This is a genomic window from Janthinobacterium lividum (assembly GCF_034424625.1).
GTDB lineage: Bacteria > Pseudomonadota > Gammaproteobacteria > Burkholderiales > Burkholderiaceae_D > Janthinobacterium > Janthinobacterium lividum.
This window is the reverse complement of record NZ_CP139976.1, coordinates 125567-140238: the sequence shown is the minus strand read 5'-3', so window position 1 is coordinate 140238 and position 14672 is coordinate 125567. Positions and strand designations below refer to the sequence as shown.

The window sequence follows — 14672 nt, the reverse complement described above, 5'->3', positions numbered from 1 at the left end:
AAACATGAATAAAATTGTGGTGGTGGATTACGGCATGGGCAATTTGCGCTCGGTAGCGCAAGCGCTGCGCGCCGTGGCGCCGGAAGCCGACGTACGCATTTCCGGCGCGGTGGAAGACATCGACAGCGCCGACCGCATCGTCTTGCCGGGCCAGGGCGCCATGCCTGACTGCATGCGCAGCCTGCGCGAATCGGGCGTGCTCGAAGCGCTGCTGCGCGCCGCCGACAGCAAGCCCGTTCTGGGCGTATGCATCGGCGAGCAAATGTTGTTCGACGGCAGTGAAGAAGGCAATGCGGCCGGTCTGGGCTTGTTGCCAGGCAAAGTCGTGCGCTTTCAGCTCGACGGCCAGGTGCAGGAAGATGGCTCGCGCTTCAAGGTGCCGCAAATGGGCTGGAACCAAGTGCGGCAGACGGCGTCCCATGTCATGTGGGATGGCATTGCCGACAACGCGTATTTTTACTTCGTGCACAGCTATTTTGCTCAACCTCAAGAGGCGGCGCACACGGTGGGCGAGACTGTCTATGGTGCGCCGTTCGCTTGCGCCGTCGCTCGTGATAATATTTTCGCGACACAGTTTCACCCTGAAAAAAGTGCTGCCGCTGGCTTGCAGCTGTACAAGAACTTTGTTCACTGGCAACCTTAACGTTGGCTCTCCGGCTTTTTTTCCGCCTCTCACTCACTTTTAAACCACACTGACCATGCTGCTTATTCCCGCCATCGACCTGAAAGACGGTCACTGCGTACGCCTGAAACAAGGCGATATGGAACTCGCCACCGTATTTTCCGAAGACCCGGCCGACATGGCCCGCCATTGGCTGATGCAAGGCGCGCGCCGGCTGCACCTGGTCGACTTGAACGGCGCCTTTGCCGGCAAGCCGAAGAACGAAGGCGCCGTCAAGGCCATCCTGAAAGCCGTGCAGGATTTCGCCGTGGAAAACGACATCGAGGAAATCCCCGTGCAGCTGGGCGGCGGCATCCGCGACCTCGACACCATCGAGCGCTACCTCGACGCCGGCATCACCTACATCATCATCGGCACGGCGGCCGTGAAAAGCCCCGGTTTCCTGCACGACGCCTGCAGCGCCTTCCCGGGCCACATCATCGTCGGTCTCGATGCCAAGGATGGCAAAGTGGCAACGGATGGCTGGAGCAAGATGTCGGGCCACGAAGTGATCGACCTGGCGAAAAAATTCGAAGCCTACGGCGTCGAATCGATCATCTATACGGACATCGGCCGCGACGGCATGATGGGCGGCATCAATATCGAGGCCACCGTCAAGCTGGCGCAAGCCGTCAAGATCCCCGTTATCGCCTCGGGCGGCCTGCACAATATCGGCGACGTGGAAGCGCTGTGCGCGGTCCAGGCCGAAGGCATCGAAGGCGTGATCTGCGGCCGTTCCATCTATGAAGGCACGATCGACCTGGCGCAGGCGCAGGAACGCGCCGACGAACTGACCGACGCCGCCGTTTAAGCCTGCCTGGCCGGGGCGTGCGCGTGCATGCCCTGGCCTGGCGACAATCTGGATACCATCATGCTTGCAAAACGTATCATCCCCTGCCTCGACGTGACGAATGGTCGCGTTGTCAAAGGCGTCAATTTCACGGAATTGCGCGACGCCGGCGACCCGGTGGAAATTGCCCGCCGTTATGACGAGCAGGGCGCCGATGAAATCACTTTCCTCGACATTACCGCGTCCAGCGACAACCGCGGCCTGATCTTCGACATCATCGAAGCCGTGGCGTCGCAAGTGTTCATTCCGCTGACCGTGGGCGGCGGCGTGCGCGTGGTGGAAGACGTGCGCCGGCTGCTCAACGCGGGCGCCGACAAGGTCAGCATCAACACCTCGGCCGTGACGAATCCCCAACTGGTGTACGAAGCCTCGCAAAAGCACGGCTCGCAATGCATCGTCGTCGCCATCGACGCCAAGCAGGTGTCGCCCGGCAAGTGGGAAGTGTTTACCCATGGCGGGCGCACTGCCACGGGCCTGGACGCGTTCGAGTGGGCGCGTAAAATGGAAAGCCTGGGCGCCGGCGAAATCTTGCTCACCAGCATGGACCGCGATGGCACCAAGGTCGGCTTCGACCTGGGCCTGACGCGCGGCGTGTCCGATGCCGTCAGCATTCCCGTCATCGCCTCGGGCGGCGTGGGCGGCTTGCAGGATCTGGTCGATGGCATCAAGGTGGGCCGCGCGGACGCCGTGCTGGCCGCCAGCATCTTCCACTATGGCCAGCACACGGTACAGGAAGCCAAGCGTTTCATGGCGCAGCAGGGCATTCCCATGCGCCTGGCGTAAAGATCAGCAGTAAATACAGGCAGGATAGAAGAACATGCAAAACGGAACCATCGTAGCAAGCAATGCCAAGTGGCTGAAAAAGATCAAATGGGACGAGCACGGCCTGGTGCCCGTGATCGCGCAGGAAGCGGGCAGCAATGACGTGCTGATGTTCGCCTGGATGAACCGCGACGCGCTGGCGCGCACGGTGGAACTGGGCGAGGCCGTGTACTGGAGCCGTTCGCGCAAGAAACTGTGGCACAAGGGCGAAGAATCGGGCCACACGCAAAAGGTGCTGGAAATCCGCCTCGATTGCGACGAAGACGTGGTCTTGCTGAAAATCGAGCAAGCGGGCGGCATCGCCTGCCATACGGGCCGCCATTCGTGCTTCTTCCAGAAGTTCGAAGGCGACGAAAAAACGGGCGAATGGCAAGTCACCGACCCCGTCCTGAAAGACCCTGAGACGATTTACGCGGAAAGCAAGAGCAAATGAGTGAAACGTTAAAACGCCTGGCCGCCGTGATCGAATCGCGCAAGCTGGCCAATGGCGGCGACCCCGCCACGTCGTATGTCGCACGTCTGTTTGCCAAGGGCGATGACGCCATCCTGAAAAAAATCGGCGAAGAGGCGACGGAAACCGTGATGGCCGCCAAGGATGCGCGCCGCGACAACGACTCGTCGAAGGTCTTGTACGAATGCGCCGACCTGTGGTTCCACTCGCTGGTGATGCTGGCGCAGTTCGACCTGACGCCGCAGCAGGTGCTCGACGAGCTGGCGCGCCGCGAAGGCCTGTCCGGCCTGGAAGAAAAGGCGGCGCGCAAGGATGAGCTGCGCGACGCCGGCGAAACAGACAAACACTGACCTGATTGGAGCGTGCGTGGATAACTGCATTTTTTGCAAAATTGCTGCAAAACAAATTCCCTCGACCATCGTGTATGAAGACGAGGACTTGCTGGCCTTCAAGGACATCAACCCGGCCGCCCCCGTGCATCTGCTGTTGATCCCGAAGCGCCACGTGGCCAGCCTGTCCGATTGTGACGATAGCCACACGGAAATGCTGGGCAAGCTGCTGCGCCTGGCGCCGAAACTCGCTGCCGAGTTCGGCTGCGCCGTCAGCTATGACGCCGATGGCACGCCTGCCGGCGGCTTCAAGACCATGATCAACAGCGGCCCGAACGGCGGGCAAGAGGTGTATCACCTGCACATGCACGTGTACGGTGGCCCCCGTCCCTGGCGCGGCCAGCACTGATTTCGCCGTGCGCCGGGTTCACGTGTATACTACCGGCATTGGTTGACGCTATTCGGGCACCGTCCCGCAAGGAGAATGTGATGGGTTCATTGAGTATTTGGCACTGGGTGATCGTTCTGGTCATTGTGATGCTGGTCTTCGGCACCAAGAAACTGGGCAATATCGGCGGTGATATCGGCAAGGCCGTCAAAGGCTTCAAGGATGGCGTCAAGGGCGAAGATGACGCTCCGGCAGCCAATACCCCTCCTGCTGCGCCATCGCAAGTGGCCGACAAAAGCACCATCGACGTCGAGACGAAAGAGAAAAGCAAGTTCTGATAGCGTGGCGGGGCGCTTGCCTCGTCCGGTAACAGCCCTTGTCCGCTTATGATCGATCTCGGTCTCTCTAAAATCGCCATCATCGGCGTGGTTGCGTTGATAGTCATCGGCCCTGAAAAGTTGCCGAGAGTGGCGCGCATGGCCGGCACCCTGTATGGCCGCGCGCAACGCTATCTGAACCAGGTGAAATCCGAAGTGTCGCGCGAAATTGAGATGGAAGAGCTGAAAAACCTGCAGAAGGAAGTGCAGGATGCAGCCCATTCCGTCAAGCAAAGCGTGGAGAAATCCATGCATGGCGTGGAAAACTCGATCTCCGGCAACCTGGCCGAGGTGGAAAACGCCTGGCGCGGCGATTCCAGCTCGTATGAGGGGCATCACGATGCCCATGAAGCCATGCTGCGCGCCACCAACGATGACCTGGCCCGCAAGGCGCGCGAATTCCGCCGCAAGAAGCTGGTGCGCAATTCCGCCATCCCTGGCTGGTACAAGCAGCGCCATGGCGGCAAGCTGCACGTGCAGTCGGCGGCCGCCCGCGTGGCGCGCTTCCGTCCGCGCGCCAGTTCCTCCTCCTTTTACTCATGAGTAGCAAATCTCCGGTGGAAGAAACTTTTATCTCGCATCTGGTCGAGCTGCGCAACCGCCTGGTCAAGGCCTCGATCGGCATCGCCGTCGTCTGTGCCGTGCTGTTCTACTGGCCCGGCCCCTCGCAAATCTACGATTTTATTGCGGAGCCGATGATCGCCTCGCTGCCAGCCGGCTCGAAAATGATTGCCACCGGCGTCATTTCGCCGTTCCTCGTGCCGATGAAAGTGACGCTGGTGATCGCCTTCATCGTCGCCTTGCCCTGGGTGCTGTATCAGATGTGGGCCTTCATCGCCCCCGGTCTGTACACGCATGAAAAGCGCCTGATCGCGCCGCTGGTCATCTCGTCGTCGCTGCTGTTCATCGCTGGCGTGGCCTTCTGCTATTTCTTCGTGTTTGGCCGCGTCTTTCACTTCATCAGCGACTTTTCGCCATCGTCGATCGCGGTGACTCCCGATATCGAAAACTATCTCGATTTCGTCATGTCGATGTGCCTGGCCTTTGGCGCCACCTTCGAAGTGCCCGTGGTGGTGGTGATCCTCGTGCGCATGGGGCTTGTGTCCATCGCGAAACTCAAGGAAGTGCGTCCCTACATCATCGTTGGCGCCTTCGTGATTGCCGCCATCGTCACGCCGCCGGACGTCGTCAGCCAGTTCTCGCTGGCCATCCCTATGTGCCTGCTGTTCGAGCTGGGCTTGCTGGTGGCGCCCATCTTCGTCAAGGCAACCCAGGCGCCGGAAGAAGCGTCCTAGACGGCCCGCAACGCGTGCCGATACGAGCCGCTGGCCTCCCTCGGGAGCCGCGGCTTTTTTATCGCCAAGAAAGTTGGTGGGTGCTTACTGCAGCATCAGTTTGCTGAGGATGCCCAGGTTGAGCAGGATCAGGGTGCTCATCATCCAGTACACGTGCTTCATGTCGGCGCCATGGCGCAAGTCCAGGCGTTCCAGGCGGGCGTCGAATTTTTGCTCCAATGCATCTATTCTGGTATCGAATTTCAGTTCCAGCGCATCCACTCTGGTATCGACCTTTTGCGCCACCAGCTTGATTTCCCCCAGCAGATTGCGCTCCAGCGCCGCCAGCTCGCCATGCACGACCACGGCCGAACCCAGCACTTCGCCCAGCGCCGTCGCATGCGCTTCCGCCTGCTGCGTGGGCACGCCGGCCGAGGCGAGGCGTTTGGCGTAATCGAGGGTGTCGAACTGGATGGGCATATGCATGGACGCTCCTGTATCCAGCCTAGCAGGAAAATCGGCAATTGCCAGTGAGGAGTGCGGTGGCGCCTGCCTTCCCATGAGCTTAATGGACAGGCGCGCCAGTGGTTTGCGATAGCGCAAACCCATGCCAAAGGGCGCCGCAGCGCCCTTTGGAAGGTCATGCTGCGTGCGCGTTAATTCATCAGTTCCTTGATGACTTTCACGGGCGCGCTGCCGTAGCTGAGGAATTGCTCATGGAAATCCTTCAGTACGAATTTGTTGCCCAGCGCTTGCTTGCGCTGTTCGCGCAAGTCCATGATTTCGCTGTAGCCGCTGAAATAGCTGGTCAGTTGTACCGAGCTCAGCTGCACGCGGCGCCATTTCTCTGTTGCTTCACGCTTGGTCTGGAAGGCCTGGCGCGTCAGCAGGTCGAGCGCTTGCGCTTCCGTCATGCCCAGCACGTGCACGCTGTAGTCGAGGATGGTATTGGTGACGCTGCGCAAGTTCCACTTCGAATACATCAGCCACATTTCCGGCGCGTTATTGCCATAGCCCGATTCGAGCATCATGCGTTCGCCATACACGGCCCAGCCTTCGATCATGGCGCCGTTGCCGAAGATGGACTTGACCAGCGACGGCGACTTGTTGGCGTACACGAGCTGCGTGTAGTGGCCGGGAATGGCTTCGTGGATATTCAGGATCTGCAAGATCCAGTGGTTGTATTCGCGCAAGCTGCTTTCCGCCTGTTCCGGTGTTTCGCCATCGAGCGGCGTCACGTTGTAATAGGTGCGGTCTTGCGGGCGGTACGGGCCGGGCGCCTCGATGCTGGCGCCAGCCACGCCGCGCTGGTAGGCGGGGGTTTCACGCACGACCAGGGGCTTTTTCGGATCCATCGTCAGCAGGTTGTGGCTGGTTACCCATTCCTGCAATTGCGGGATCTGGCGGCGGATTTCCGGCACGAAATCGGCGGCCGCCACGTGGTTGCTGGACAGCTTGTCGATCACCATGCCGATCTTTGCCGTGCGGTCCGCCGGCTTGGCCGTATTGCCCATGGTTTTCACCCACAGTTCGTCGGACAGGCTATCCATGTGTTCGAGCAGCTTTTCGCGCGCGGCCAGGGCCTTCTGGTACATCTGCTCGGCGCTCACGCTGGCCTGGATATCGTAGGCGAATTTCTGCTCATACAGTTCCTTGCCGATGCGGAAGGAGCGCGCGTTGCCGTTCTGCGCCAGCGCGGCATCCTGTTCCGTCAGCCAGGCCGCGTAGCCTTGCACGGCCGTGCGGGCCGCGGCGATGCGCGCGTTGTACAGCTGTTTTTCCGCCGGCGTCAGGATGGAGCCCTGCGCCGTCTTGTTCAGGTCATCGAGTACGCTGAGCACGCCGGCGCTCTGGGCGATGGCCAGCTGCGTGTGTTCGCGCGTGGGATTGACGATGCTGGCGCGCGCGGCCGCATAGTATTGCGGCACGCTGGCGATGCGCTTGAGCAAGGTGCGCAGGCGCTGCGGCTGGGCCGCGTATTCCGTGTTCAGGATAAAGTCGATGGAGCCGGCCACGTTGTACTGGGCGGGATTCCATTCGAATTCGCGGAAGGTGGTCAGGTACCAGCGGTCCGCTTGCAGTTTATTCGTCAGCAAGGCCAGGTCGGTACGTTGCTTGTCCGACATTTTGCCGGCATTCAGCTTGCCGAACTTGCCCAGCCATTCTTCGATGAAGGCCAGTTGCTTCTGGCGGCTGGCCGCGTCGGGAATGCTCAGGTTGGCGGCGCCATCGTACTTGCCGACGGAAATCGCGCTTTCCGGGTCCAGGCGCCACAGGGCCGTGAGGAACTGGCCGCTCAGGTTATTCATGGAACGGTCGCTGCTGTTCTCGCTGGCGACGGCCGCTACCGTGGCTGCCGTGGCGGCGCTGACGACGGCCGCTTTCTTGGCGACGGTTTTTTTCTTGCTGCTGCTGGTGCTGGCCTTGCCTTGCTTCTGCGGCTTCTTGGCGGCGCTGGCCGGTGCCAGGGTAAAGGCCATCATCAATGCGGCGAGCGCAACTTTATTTTTTATCAGCATAGTTTATCTCTTGAATATTTTGCCGTTTGTTCTCATCAGAAAATAATAAACTGATAATATAAGTAACAAACAACTATTGAAAGGTTGGCCTTGCTTGCCTGGGCGGCCCAAAGATTAGCATTAATTGCCGCCGCTGCGCAGTTTTTTGCGCCGGGCGCGCGCGGCGCTAGACGACGATGGCGCTGCCTCGCAGCATCTCCTGATGGCGCACATTCAGGGCCGCCACGGCATCCTTGCCGCGCGCCATGCCGGTGGCGTGGATTTCCGTTTCCTGCGTGTAGCGCTGGCTGACTCTTACCGTATAGGACTGGAACAGCCAGCTCCAGAAGTTCGTTTCATAGACGGCTTCATCCATGTCGCGCCATTTCACGCCCGCGAGTTTCTTTTTCCAAGGCAAGATGCCAGATGCCAGCCAGACGCCCGCCTCGTCGTAGTACAGCTGGTAGCTGCGGATGGTCAGCAGACGGTAGCCGACGATCAGGGCCGAGCCGATCAGCACCACGAAGGCGGCGCGCGCGTTGTACTTGAAGGCCAGCGGCAGGGCGGCAAAGAATAGCAGCACGGCAATCAGGAAGGTGCTGACGTAGGCGGTCCAGGATTTGCCGCATAAAAAGGTGGCGCGCTGGCCGGCGCTGGTGGCGATATAGTCGGTCATGGCATGGGAGAGCAACAGGGAAAAACGATCATCGCATGGAACGCGGTGGCGCCGCTCATTTTTTCAATCTCATTGTTTCAACCCCTCCTGCAGCATGCCCAGCATGTCATTGGCCGACATGCGCGCGGCCGCATCGCTGCCTTCCAGCAAGCTGTCGGCCAGGTCGCGCTTGTGCTGGTGCAATTCGACGATGCCTTCCTCGATCGTGTGTTTCGCCACCAGGCGGTAAATGGTGACGGGGCGCAATTGCCCCATGCGGTGGGCGCGGTCCGAGGCCTGGTCTTCCACGGCCGGGTTCCACCACGGGTCCATGTGGATCACGTAATCGGCCGCCGTCAAATTGATGCCCATGCCGCCCGCCTTCAGGCTGATGAGGAAAACGTCGCCCTCGCCCGCCTGGAAGGCGTCCACGCGGCGCTTTCGCTCCTGCATGGGCGTGCTGCCATCGAGATACTGGTAGCGCACGCCATGCTGCTCCAGGTGCTGGCGGATCAGGGTCAAATGGTCGACGAACTGGCTGAAGACGAGCACCTTGTGGCGGTTTTCCAGCAAGCCCGACAGCAATTGGGCGAACGCCGCCAGCTTGCTGCTGGCCAGGCCCAGCTCGGGCGCCACCAGTTGCGGATTGCAGCAGGCGCGACGCAGCTTCATGATTTCCGCCAGGATCTGGATGGCTTTCTTCGATGCCGGCCCTTCCACCATGGCCAGCTTTTCCAGCGCTTCGCGGCGCAAGGATTCGTACAGCGCCGTTTCCTGCGGCGACAATTCCACTTCCAGCACGATTTCCGTGCGCGATGGCAATTCCGACAGCACTTGCGTCTTCGTGCGGCGCAGGATGAATGGCGCGATCAGGCGGCGCAGCCGCAGCCGCGCGCCGGCCGCCGCCCGCTTGTCTTGATCTTTCTCAATGGGTCCGGCGAAGCGCAAATTAAACTGGTCGAGGGTGCCCAGCAAACCGGGGTTGATGAAGCGGAACAGGTTCCACAATTCACCCAGGTGGTTTTCCAGCGGCGTGCCGCTGGCCACCATGCGGAAATCCCCTTGCAAGGCCATCACGGCTTGCGAGCGCTTGGTGGCGCCATTCTTGATGGCTTGCGCTTCGTCCAGCACGATCGTATGCCAGCGCACGCCGGCAAACATAGTGGCTTCCTGCTGCAGCAAGCCATAGCTGGCCACCACCACGTCGAAGGGCTGCAAGGTATCGAGCATGTCGGCGCGGTCGCCGTTGCCGAACAGTTTGATGTTCAAGGTGGGCGCGAAGCGCTGCGCTTCGCTGATCCAGTTCATGCACACGGACGTGGGGGCGACGACGAGGGTGGGGCCGTGCGGCGCGCGCGCCAGGATCAGGGCCAGCGCCTGCAATGTCTTGCCGAGTCCCATATCGTCGGCCAGGCAGGCGCCCACGCCCCAGTGCGCCAGCCGCGCCAGCCAGTTAAAACCGGCCAGCTGGTAATCGCGCAAGTCCGCCTGCAAGGTGCTGGGCAACTGCGGTTGATAGTCGTCGAGGGCGCGCAGGCGCAGCAAATGTTCGCGCCACAGTTTGTCAGCCTTCACGCCGCCCGCATCGTTGGCCAGCTCTTCCAGCGCGAAGGCGGCCAGCGGGTGGATGTGCACGCCGTCGGCATGCGCTTCGCCATACGCGGCCAGCTCGGACAGGCGGCGGTGCAATTCGTCGCTCAGAGCCAGGAACTGGTTGTCGCCCAGGGCCACGAAGCGGCTTTTGTTGTTCTGCATCAAGTCGAGCAGGGCGCGTAAATCCATTACCTTGTCTTCGTCGATCTGCACTTCGCCGCTGGCGGCAAACCAGTCTTTTTCGCTCTTGATATTCAGGCGCATCTGGCCGCTGTCGATGCGTTTCGACACGCGCATGGTTTCGCCTTCGGGCCAGGCCAGCACCATGCCGTCTGGCTCCAGCGCCTGCAATTCCACCAGCAATTGCAGGCCCAGCGCAGGCTGGCCCAGCAGCCACTCGCCATGCTCTTCCTCCGCCTCTTCCAGCACCAGGCATTTACCAATGAGCTGGCGCTGCGCTTCGCGTTCCGCGTTCAGGTCGCGCCGCGCCTGCACGGCCCGGCCCGCCACATCGGCAAACACGCTTTCGGCGCCGCTGCCGGGGGCGTAATAGGCGCCGTTGTCGAGCAGTGGACGCACTAAAATCTGCATCTTGAGGCCCTGCTGATAGGGCAGCAGGTGCACGTGCAGGCGGTGGTCGGCCGTGATGGCTTCCGCGTCGCCGGCGCCGCCGCCGATGTCCGATTGCACGGTGACCATGGACGAGATGGCGCCGATCGCCTGCATCACCTGTTTTTCCGCATGCAGGGGCACGGACAGGCCCAGGCCCACGATGGCGCCGATGCGCCGGTGCTCGTCGAGGATGTGCACCACGCGCAGGCGCGTCGGCGTTTCGCGCTGCACCACCACATTGCTGCCGTTGTCGGGCAGCGGCGGTTGCATGCCCAGCCACAGCTGCCCTTCGTGCGACTTGATCAGGAGCTCGGGCGCGCCGGCGATCAGTTCCACGCGCGTGTCGGGATGGTCGAGCCAGAACACGAGCGGATGGCCCACCAGCAAGACGGCGGCCTTGTCGAGCTCGATTTCATAGCGGGGCGCTGACGAATAGTATTGCTTGAACGGCGCGATGCTGCCCGCCGCGCGCGCGTCTTGCGGCGTGAGAAAATCGATGTCGCCGGCCTCTTCGGCCAGGCGTTTCAGACCCATGGCGCGGCCCTTGCTCCAGCCGCCGCGCGCGTCGCGCTTCTGCTCGCGCACTTCCACGGCCGTGAGGCCGAAGCGCGGGTCGAATGCCACCAGCCACACGAGGCGCGACACGCCACCCAGCGCTTCGGCGGGCGCATTTTGCTGCAGGTTGATCAGCGCGCTCAGCTGGCGCTGCCACGCTTCCTGGCGCTCGAACCACGGCGCCATGTCCGTCAAGCCGTGTTGCGCCCGCTTGGCCGTCGCATAGCGCTCCTGCTGCGCCTCGCCCATCAAGCCCAGCAAGCCGGCCGCCTGCGCCGCGATCAGATCGTAGCCGGCCGCGTCCGCCTGCTGCACCAGCGACCGCAGCTGGTCCTTGCGCTCGCTCAATTGCGGTAGCGCCAGCCAGTAGTACAGCAAGCCCTGGAACAGCTGCGCCTGCAGTCCCGTTTCCCAGCTGCGCGTGGGGATGCTTTCCGCCAGCTGCACGCCGCCGCGCACCAGGCGCAAGGTGTTCAGTTGCTGGTAGACGATGCTGTCGTGGTTCGGCTGCGCATGCAGGGCGATATCGAGGTAGGTTTCCGCGCTCTTCAGCAGCTTGGCGTCGTTACCGCGCAGCAAGGCCAGCACGTACAGGTGGCCGCCGATGCCCGTGAAGCACAGCTTGCGCTTGCCTGCCTCCTTGCGCAGTCCTTTCAAGGCTGTCTCGAAGCCCGCCACGGCGTGCGCGTGCTCGCCGCGCAACAGGGCGATGCTGCTGTCGACAAACAGCGCCTGCGGCCCCTGCTGGCCAGCCAGGTAGCGCGCGGCTGCGTCGAGTTCGCCGCACAGCAGGGCGTCTTCGGCCAGGGCCAATGGCAGGGCGGCGCCGATATGGTCGCCGGCGGCCGCCTGGCGCGCATGGTGCGCGCGCGCGTAGGCGCGGATGGCGTGCGCCGTGGCCGGCTCGCGCGGGGCGTTGCCCAGCAGCACGGCGAGGATGTCATCCTGCAGTTGCGGCATGACGAAAGACAACATTTCCGGTTCGAACGGCCGGCCGAAAATTTCGATCAGCGGATGCAACTGCTGCGCTTCATAGCACGCCATGCAGGCGGCCAGGATGGCGGCCACGTGGCGCACCTCGTCATTGCGCAGCAGGGCGATGCGCAGGCGCGCCACGCCTTGCCGGTAGCTGCGCAATTCCACATAGCCATCCCAGTTGCGGCGCACGGGGTTGATCAGCTCGATGGCCTGGCACAGGTCGCGAAACACCAGGTGCTCGATGGCGGCGCGCATGGCGGGCCAGCGCAGCCTCGCTTCGCAGGCAAAGCCCCGCCCGACGATCTCGGACGCCAGCGCCAGGCGCGTCAGCCGCTGCAGCATGTTGGTTACCACCAGCAGGGAAAACGGCGTGCCGTCCGGCTCGACGACATTGGCGCGCTGCAAGTGTTCATACACGGCATGCTTGCCCACCGGTTCGCCCGTGATCGCCAGCAAGGCCAGAATCATCTGTTCATGCTGCTCCAGTGCGGCGAACTCGTCCAGCAGATGCTGGTCACCATTCTGCTCGGTCATGCGGGCAAGTTGGCGATCTGCACGGGCGGCTCGCCGGCCGCCACGGGCAGGCCGAACACGCGCTGGTAGAAATACAGTTCCGCCTCCAGGGTGCGCACGATGTTTTCCGCCTTGCGGAAGCCGTGTCCCTCGCCTTCCAGCGGCACGTACGCGACGGGCACGCCGCGCGCCTGCAAGGCGTCGACCATCAGCTGCGACTGCTGCGGCGGCACGACCTTGTCATCGAGGCCCTGGAAGAAGATCATCGGGCGCGACAATTTATCCGTGTGGTGGATGGGCGAGCGCTCGCGGTACAGCGCCTCGGCCTGCGGTTGCGAGGCGATCAGGTAGTCGGTGTAGCGCGCTTCGAATTTGTGCGAATCGTCGTCCAGTCCCTTCAGGTCGGACACGCCATAGTAGCTGGCGCCCGCCTTGAAGACGTCGTGGAACGTCAAGGCGCACAGGGTGGTCAGGCCGCCCGCGCTGCCGCCGCGGATGATCAGGCGTTCCGGGTCGGCCAGGCCGTTGGCCGCCAGGTAGCGCGCGCCGGCGATGCAGTCTTCCACGTCGACGATGCCCCATTGCCCGCGCAGCGCGTCGCGGTATTCGCGGCCAAAGCCGCTGCTGCCGCCATAGTTGACGTCGAGCACGCCGATACCGCGGCTGGTCCAGTACTGCGTTGCCAGTTTCAAGGTATTGCTGGCCATGCTGGTGGGACCGCCGTGGCTGATGACGATGACGGGCGGCAATGTTCCTGCCGGCGCCTGTACATCGCCATTCGTGGGCGCATAAAAGAAGGCGTAGGCCGTGCGGCCATTGCTGCTAGGAAAACTCAAGCTGCGCGGCACGGAGAGATAGTCGAGCGCGGGCAGGGCCGTGATCGACTGCGCCAGCACTTCCAGCTCATGGTTAGCCAAATCGATGCGCGCCAGTTCCAGCGCAATGGTGGGGCTGCCGCCCAGCAGTGCGACAAAGCCGGGCCCCACGCGCAGTTCGCGGATTTCCTGGTACGGGTGGGAAATCGGCTCCAGCTTGGCCGCCGCCACGTTCAATTGCGCCAGGTAGCTGATGCCGGCCTGGATATACGTGCAGACGATCTCGTCGTCGGAAAGAAACCCGTACATGCTGCCGCCGAAGGTCCAGTGCGGCGTGGCAAATTCCGCTTCCATCGGGCACAGTGCCTCGATGTCGGCGCCGTGCAGGCGGTACAGATTCCACCAGCCGCTGCTGTCGGAGACGAAGTGCAGCAAGCCGCTGGGCGACCATTCCGGCTGGCAGATCGATTCGCGCGCGCCGCCGGCGATCAGGCGCGGCGAGCCGAGGCTGCCGTCCGCATGCACGTCGGCCAGCCACAGTTCCGTGCCTTGCCATGGCAGGCGCGGGTGATCCCAGCTGATCCAGGCCAGCTGGCTGCCGTCCGGCGACAAACGCGGCGCCGCATAAAAGTCGTGGCCGCGCGCCAGCATCGTTTCGCGCCCGTCGAAGCCGACGGCCACCAGGCAGTTTTCCGGATGCGCGTGGCCTTCCGCCGGATGCTGCTCGCGTACGGCGATCAGGCGGGAACGGTCCGCATCGACCACAAAATCCGCATGGCGCGTGCTGCCGCCCGTGGTGAATGCTTCCGGGGTGCCGTCGCCGTCCACGCGGTACAGGCAATTGTCGGCGAAATGCGAGAAATACACGCTATCGCCGGCAACGGCATACGCGCCGCCGCCGTATTCATGCACGCGGGTGCGCACATTGAAGGGCGCTGGCGTCAGTTCATCGACACGCGCGCCGCGCTGGCGCAGCAGGGTGTTGCGGCCCGCCTCGCTGGCGCGTCCGGCCAGCCAGAACACGTCGCTGTCATCCGCACCGCCCAGGGCCAGCTGCGTCAGCGGCGAGGCGCCGGCGGCGACGATGGCCGCGCTGATCGGCGATGGCCAGATGCCATAAGGGGTGCAAGATGCGGTCGAGGTCATGCGGGCTCCGTGTAGTGAGGGGATCAAGGGCCGCCAGGCAGGGTCAGGGCGCGCGGCGGCGTGCATCATCATAATGGAAGGGCAGGCACAACGAAAGTCATCGCTGTGCGTGGCAAATGCTGCAAAGCGGCACTGGAATCAATGAAATGGCGGCG

Annotated in this window: 14 protein-coding genes; 9 read left to right on the top strand and 5 right to left on the bottom strand. The window is 62.7% G+C overall.

The window, feature by feature from the left end; genetic code table 11:
* Positions 1 to 4: 4 nt before the first annotated feature.
* From hisH to tatC, 9 genes are all read left to right on the top strand, one after another.
* Complete coding sequence (hisH, locus tag U0004_RS00590) at positions 5 to 643, top strand: imidazole glycerol phosphate synthase subunit HisH (RefSeq protein WP_071653704.1); 639 nt, start codon at positions 5 to 7, stop codon at positions 641 to 643.
* 55 nt (positions 644 to 698) lie between these two features.
* Positions 699 to 1472 (top strand): 1-(5-phosphoribosyl)-5-[(5-phosphoribosylamino)methylideneamino]imidazole-4-carboxamide isomerase, encoded by a 774-nt coding sequence (gene hisA / locus U0004_RS00585; RefSeq protein WP_034780937.1) that lies wholly within the window; start codon positions 699 to 701, stop codon positions 1470 to 1472.
* 60 nt (positions 1473 to 1532) lie between these two features.
* Entirely contained in the window at positions 1533 to 2294 is a 762-nt protein-coding gene (gene hisF, locus U0004_RS00580; protein ID WP_034753845.1) for an imidazole glycerol phosphate synthase subunit HisF, read from the top strand.
* Positions 2295 to 2328: 34 nt separating this feature from the next.
* Positions 2329 to 2766 (top strand): phosphoribosyl-AMP cyclohydrolase, encoded by a 438-nt coding sequence (gene hisI / locus U0004_RS00575; RefSeq protein ID WP_070257792.1) that lies wholly within the window; start codon positions 2329 to 2331, stop codon positions 2764 to 2766.
* The gene (locus U0004_RS00570) at positions 2763 to 3134 is read left to right on the top strand and encodes a phosphoribosyl-ATP diphosphatase (protein WP_070257793.1); all 372 of its coding nucleotides are present in this window, start codon (positions 2763 to 2765) and stop codon (positions 3132 to 3134) included. Before hisI ends, U0004_RS00570 begins: the two co-directional genes overlap by 4 nt.
* A 16-nt stretch (positions 3135 to 3150) precedes the next feature.
* Positions 3151 to 3522 carry a histidine triad nucleotide-binding protein gene (locus U0004_RS00565; protein ID WP_070257794.1) on the top strand — a complete coding sequence of 124 codons (372 nt, stop codon included), beginning with the start codon at positions 3151 to 3153 and terminating at the stop codon, positions 3520 to 3522.
* Positions 3523 to 3602: 80 nt separating this feature from the next.
* The gene (gene tatA, locus U0004_RS00560) at positions 3603 to 3839 is read left to right on the top strand and encodes a Sec-independent protein translocase subunit TatA (RefSeq protein ID WP_034780931.1); all 237 of its coding nucleotides are present in this window, start codon (positions 3603 to 3605) and stop codon (positions 3837 to 3839) included.
* A gap of 48 nt (positions 3840 to 3887) precedes the next feature.
* The gene (gene tatB, locus U0004_RS00555) at positions 3888 to 4421 is read left to right on the top strand and encodes a Sec-independent protein translocase protein TatB (protein WP_034780928.1); all 534 of its coding nucleotides are present in this window, start codon (positions 3888 to 3890) and stop codon (positions 4419 to 4421) included.
* Positions 4418 to 5173, top strand: coding sequence for a twin-arginine translocase subunit TatC (tatC, locus tag U0004_RS00550; RefSeq protein ID WP_034780926.1), 756 nt, complete (start codon positions 4418 to 4420; stop codon positions 5171 to 5173). The genes tatB and tatC overlap by 4 nt, the downstream gene beginning before the upstream one ends.
* Before the next feature lie 84 nt (positions 5174 to 5257).
* Here tatC and U0004_RS00545 read toward each other — a convergent pair whose 3' ends face one another.
* From U0004_RS00545 to U0004_RS00525, 5 genes are all read right to left on the bottom strand, one after another.
* Positions 5258 to 5638, bottom strand: a complete 381-nt coding sequence (locus U0004_RS00545; protein ID WP_070257795.1) for a hypothetical protein — start codon at positions 5636 to 5638, stop codon at positions 5258 to 5260.
* A gap of 170 nt (positions 5639 to 5808) precedes the next feature.
* Entirely contained in the window at positions 5809 to 7668 is a 1860-nt protein-coding gene (locus tag U0004_RS00540) for a DUF885 domain-containing protein (protein ID WP_070257819.1), read from the bottom strand.
* Between the two features lie 169 nt (positions 7669 to 7837).
* Positions 7838 to 8326 (bottom strand): hypothetical protein, encoded by a 489-nt coding sequence (locus U0004_RS00535; protein ID WP_070257796.1) that lies wholly within the window; start codon positions 8324 to 8326, stop codon positions 7838 to 7840.
* A gap of 69 nt (positions 8327 to 8395) precedes the next feature.
* The gene (locus tag U0004_RS00530) at positions 8396 to 12577 is read right to left on the bottom strand and encodes a DEAD/DEAH box helicase (RefSeq protein WP_070257797.1); all 4182 of its coding nucleotides are present in this window, start codon (positions 12575 to 12577) and stop codon (positions 8396 to 8398) included.
* Entirely contained in the window at positions 12574 to 14517 is a 1944-nt protein-coding gene (locus U0004_RS00525) for a dipeptidyl-peptidase 5 (RefSeq protein WP_070257798.1), read from the bottom strand. The genes U0004_RS00530 and U0004_RS00525 overlap by 4 nt, the downstream gene beginning before the upstream one ends.
* Positions 14518 to 14672: the final 155 nt, after the last annotated feature.

What these genes read in the sequence shown, in the direction of transcription:
- hisH (WP_071653704.1), top strand. Translation starts at nt 5, where the DNA reads ATGAATAAAATTGTGGTGGTGGATTACGGCATGGGCAATTTGCGCTCG.
- hisA (WP_034780937.1), top strand. Translation starts at nt 699, where the DNA reads ATGCTGCTTATTCCCGCCATCGACCTGAAAGACGGTCACTGCGTACGC.
- hisF (WP_034753845.1), top strand. Translation starts at nt 1,533, where the DNA reads ATGCTTGCAAAACGTATCATCCCCTGCCTCGACGTGACGAATGGTCGC.
- hisI (WP_070257792.1), top strand. Translation starts at nt 2,329, where the DNA reads ATGCAAAACGGAACCATCGTAGCAAGCAATGCCAAGTGGCTGAAAAAG.
- U0004_RS00570 (WP_070257793.1), top strand. Translation starts at nt 2,763, where the DNA reads ATGAGTGAAACGTTAAAACGCCTGGCCGCCGTGATCGAATCGCGCAAG.
- tatA (WP_034780931.1), top strand. Translation starts at nt 3,603, where the DNA reads ATGGGTTCATTGAGTATTTGGCACTGGGTGATCGTTCTGGTCATTGTG.
- tatB (WP_034780928.1), top strand. Translation starts at nt 3,888, where the DNA reads ATGATCGATCTCGGTCTCTCTAAAATCGCCATCATCGGCGTGGTTGCG.
- tatC (WP_034780926.1), top strand. Translation starts at nt 4,418, where the DNA reads ATGAGTAGCAAATCTCCGGTGGAAGAAACTTTTATCTCGCATCTGGTC.
- U0004_RS00545 (WP_070257795.1), bottom strand. Translation starts at nt 5,638, where the DNA reads ATGCATATGCCCATCCAGTTCGACACCCTCGATTACGCCAAACGCCTC.
- U0004_RS00535 (WP_070257796.1), bottom strand. Translation starts at nt 8,326, where the DNA reads ATGACCGACTATATCGCCACCAGCGCCGGCCAGCGCGCCACCTTTTTA.
- U0004_RS00530 (WP_070257797.1), bottom strand. Translation starts at nt 12,577, where the DNA reads ATGACCGAGCAGAATGGTGACCAGCATCTGCTGGACGAGTTCGCCGCA.
- U0004_RS00525 (WP_070257798.1), bottom strand. Translation starts at nt 14,517, where the DNA reads ATGACCTCGACCGCATCTTGCACCCCTTATGGCATCTGGCCATCGCCG.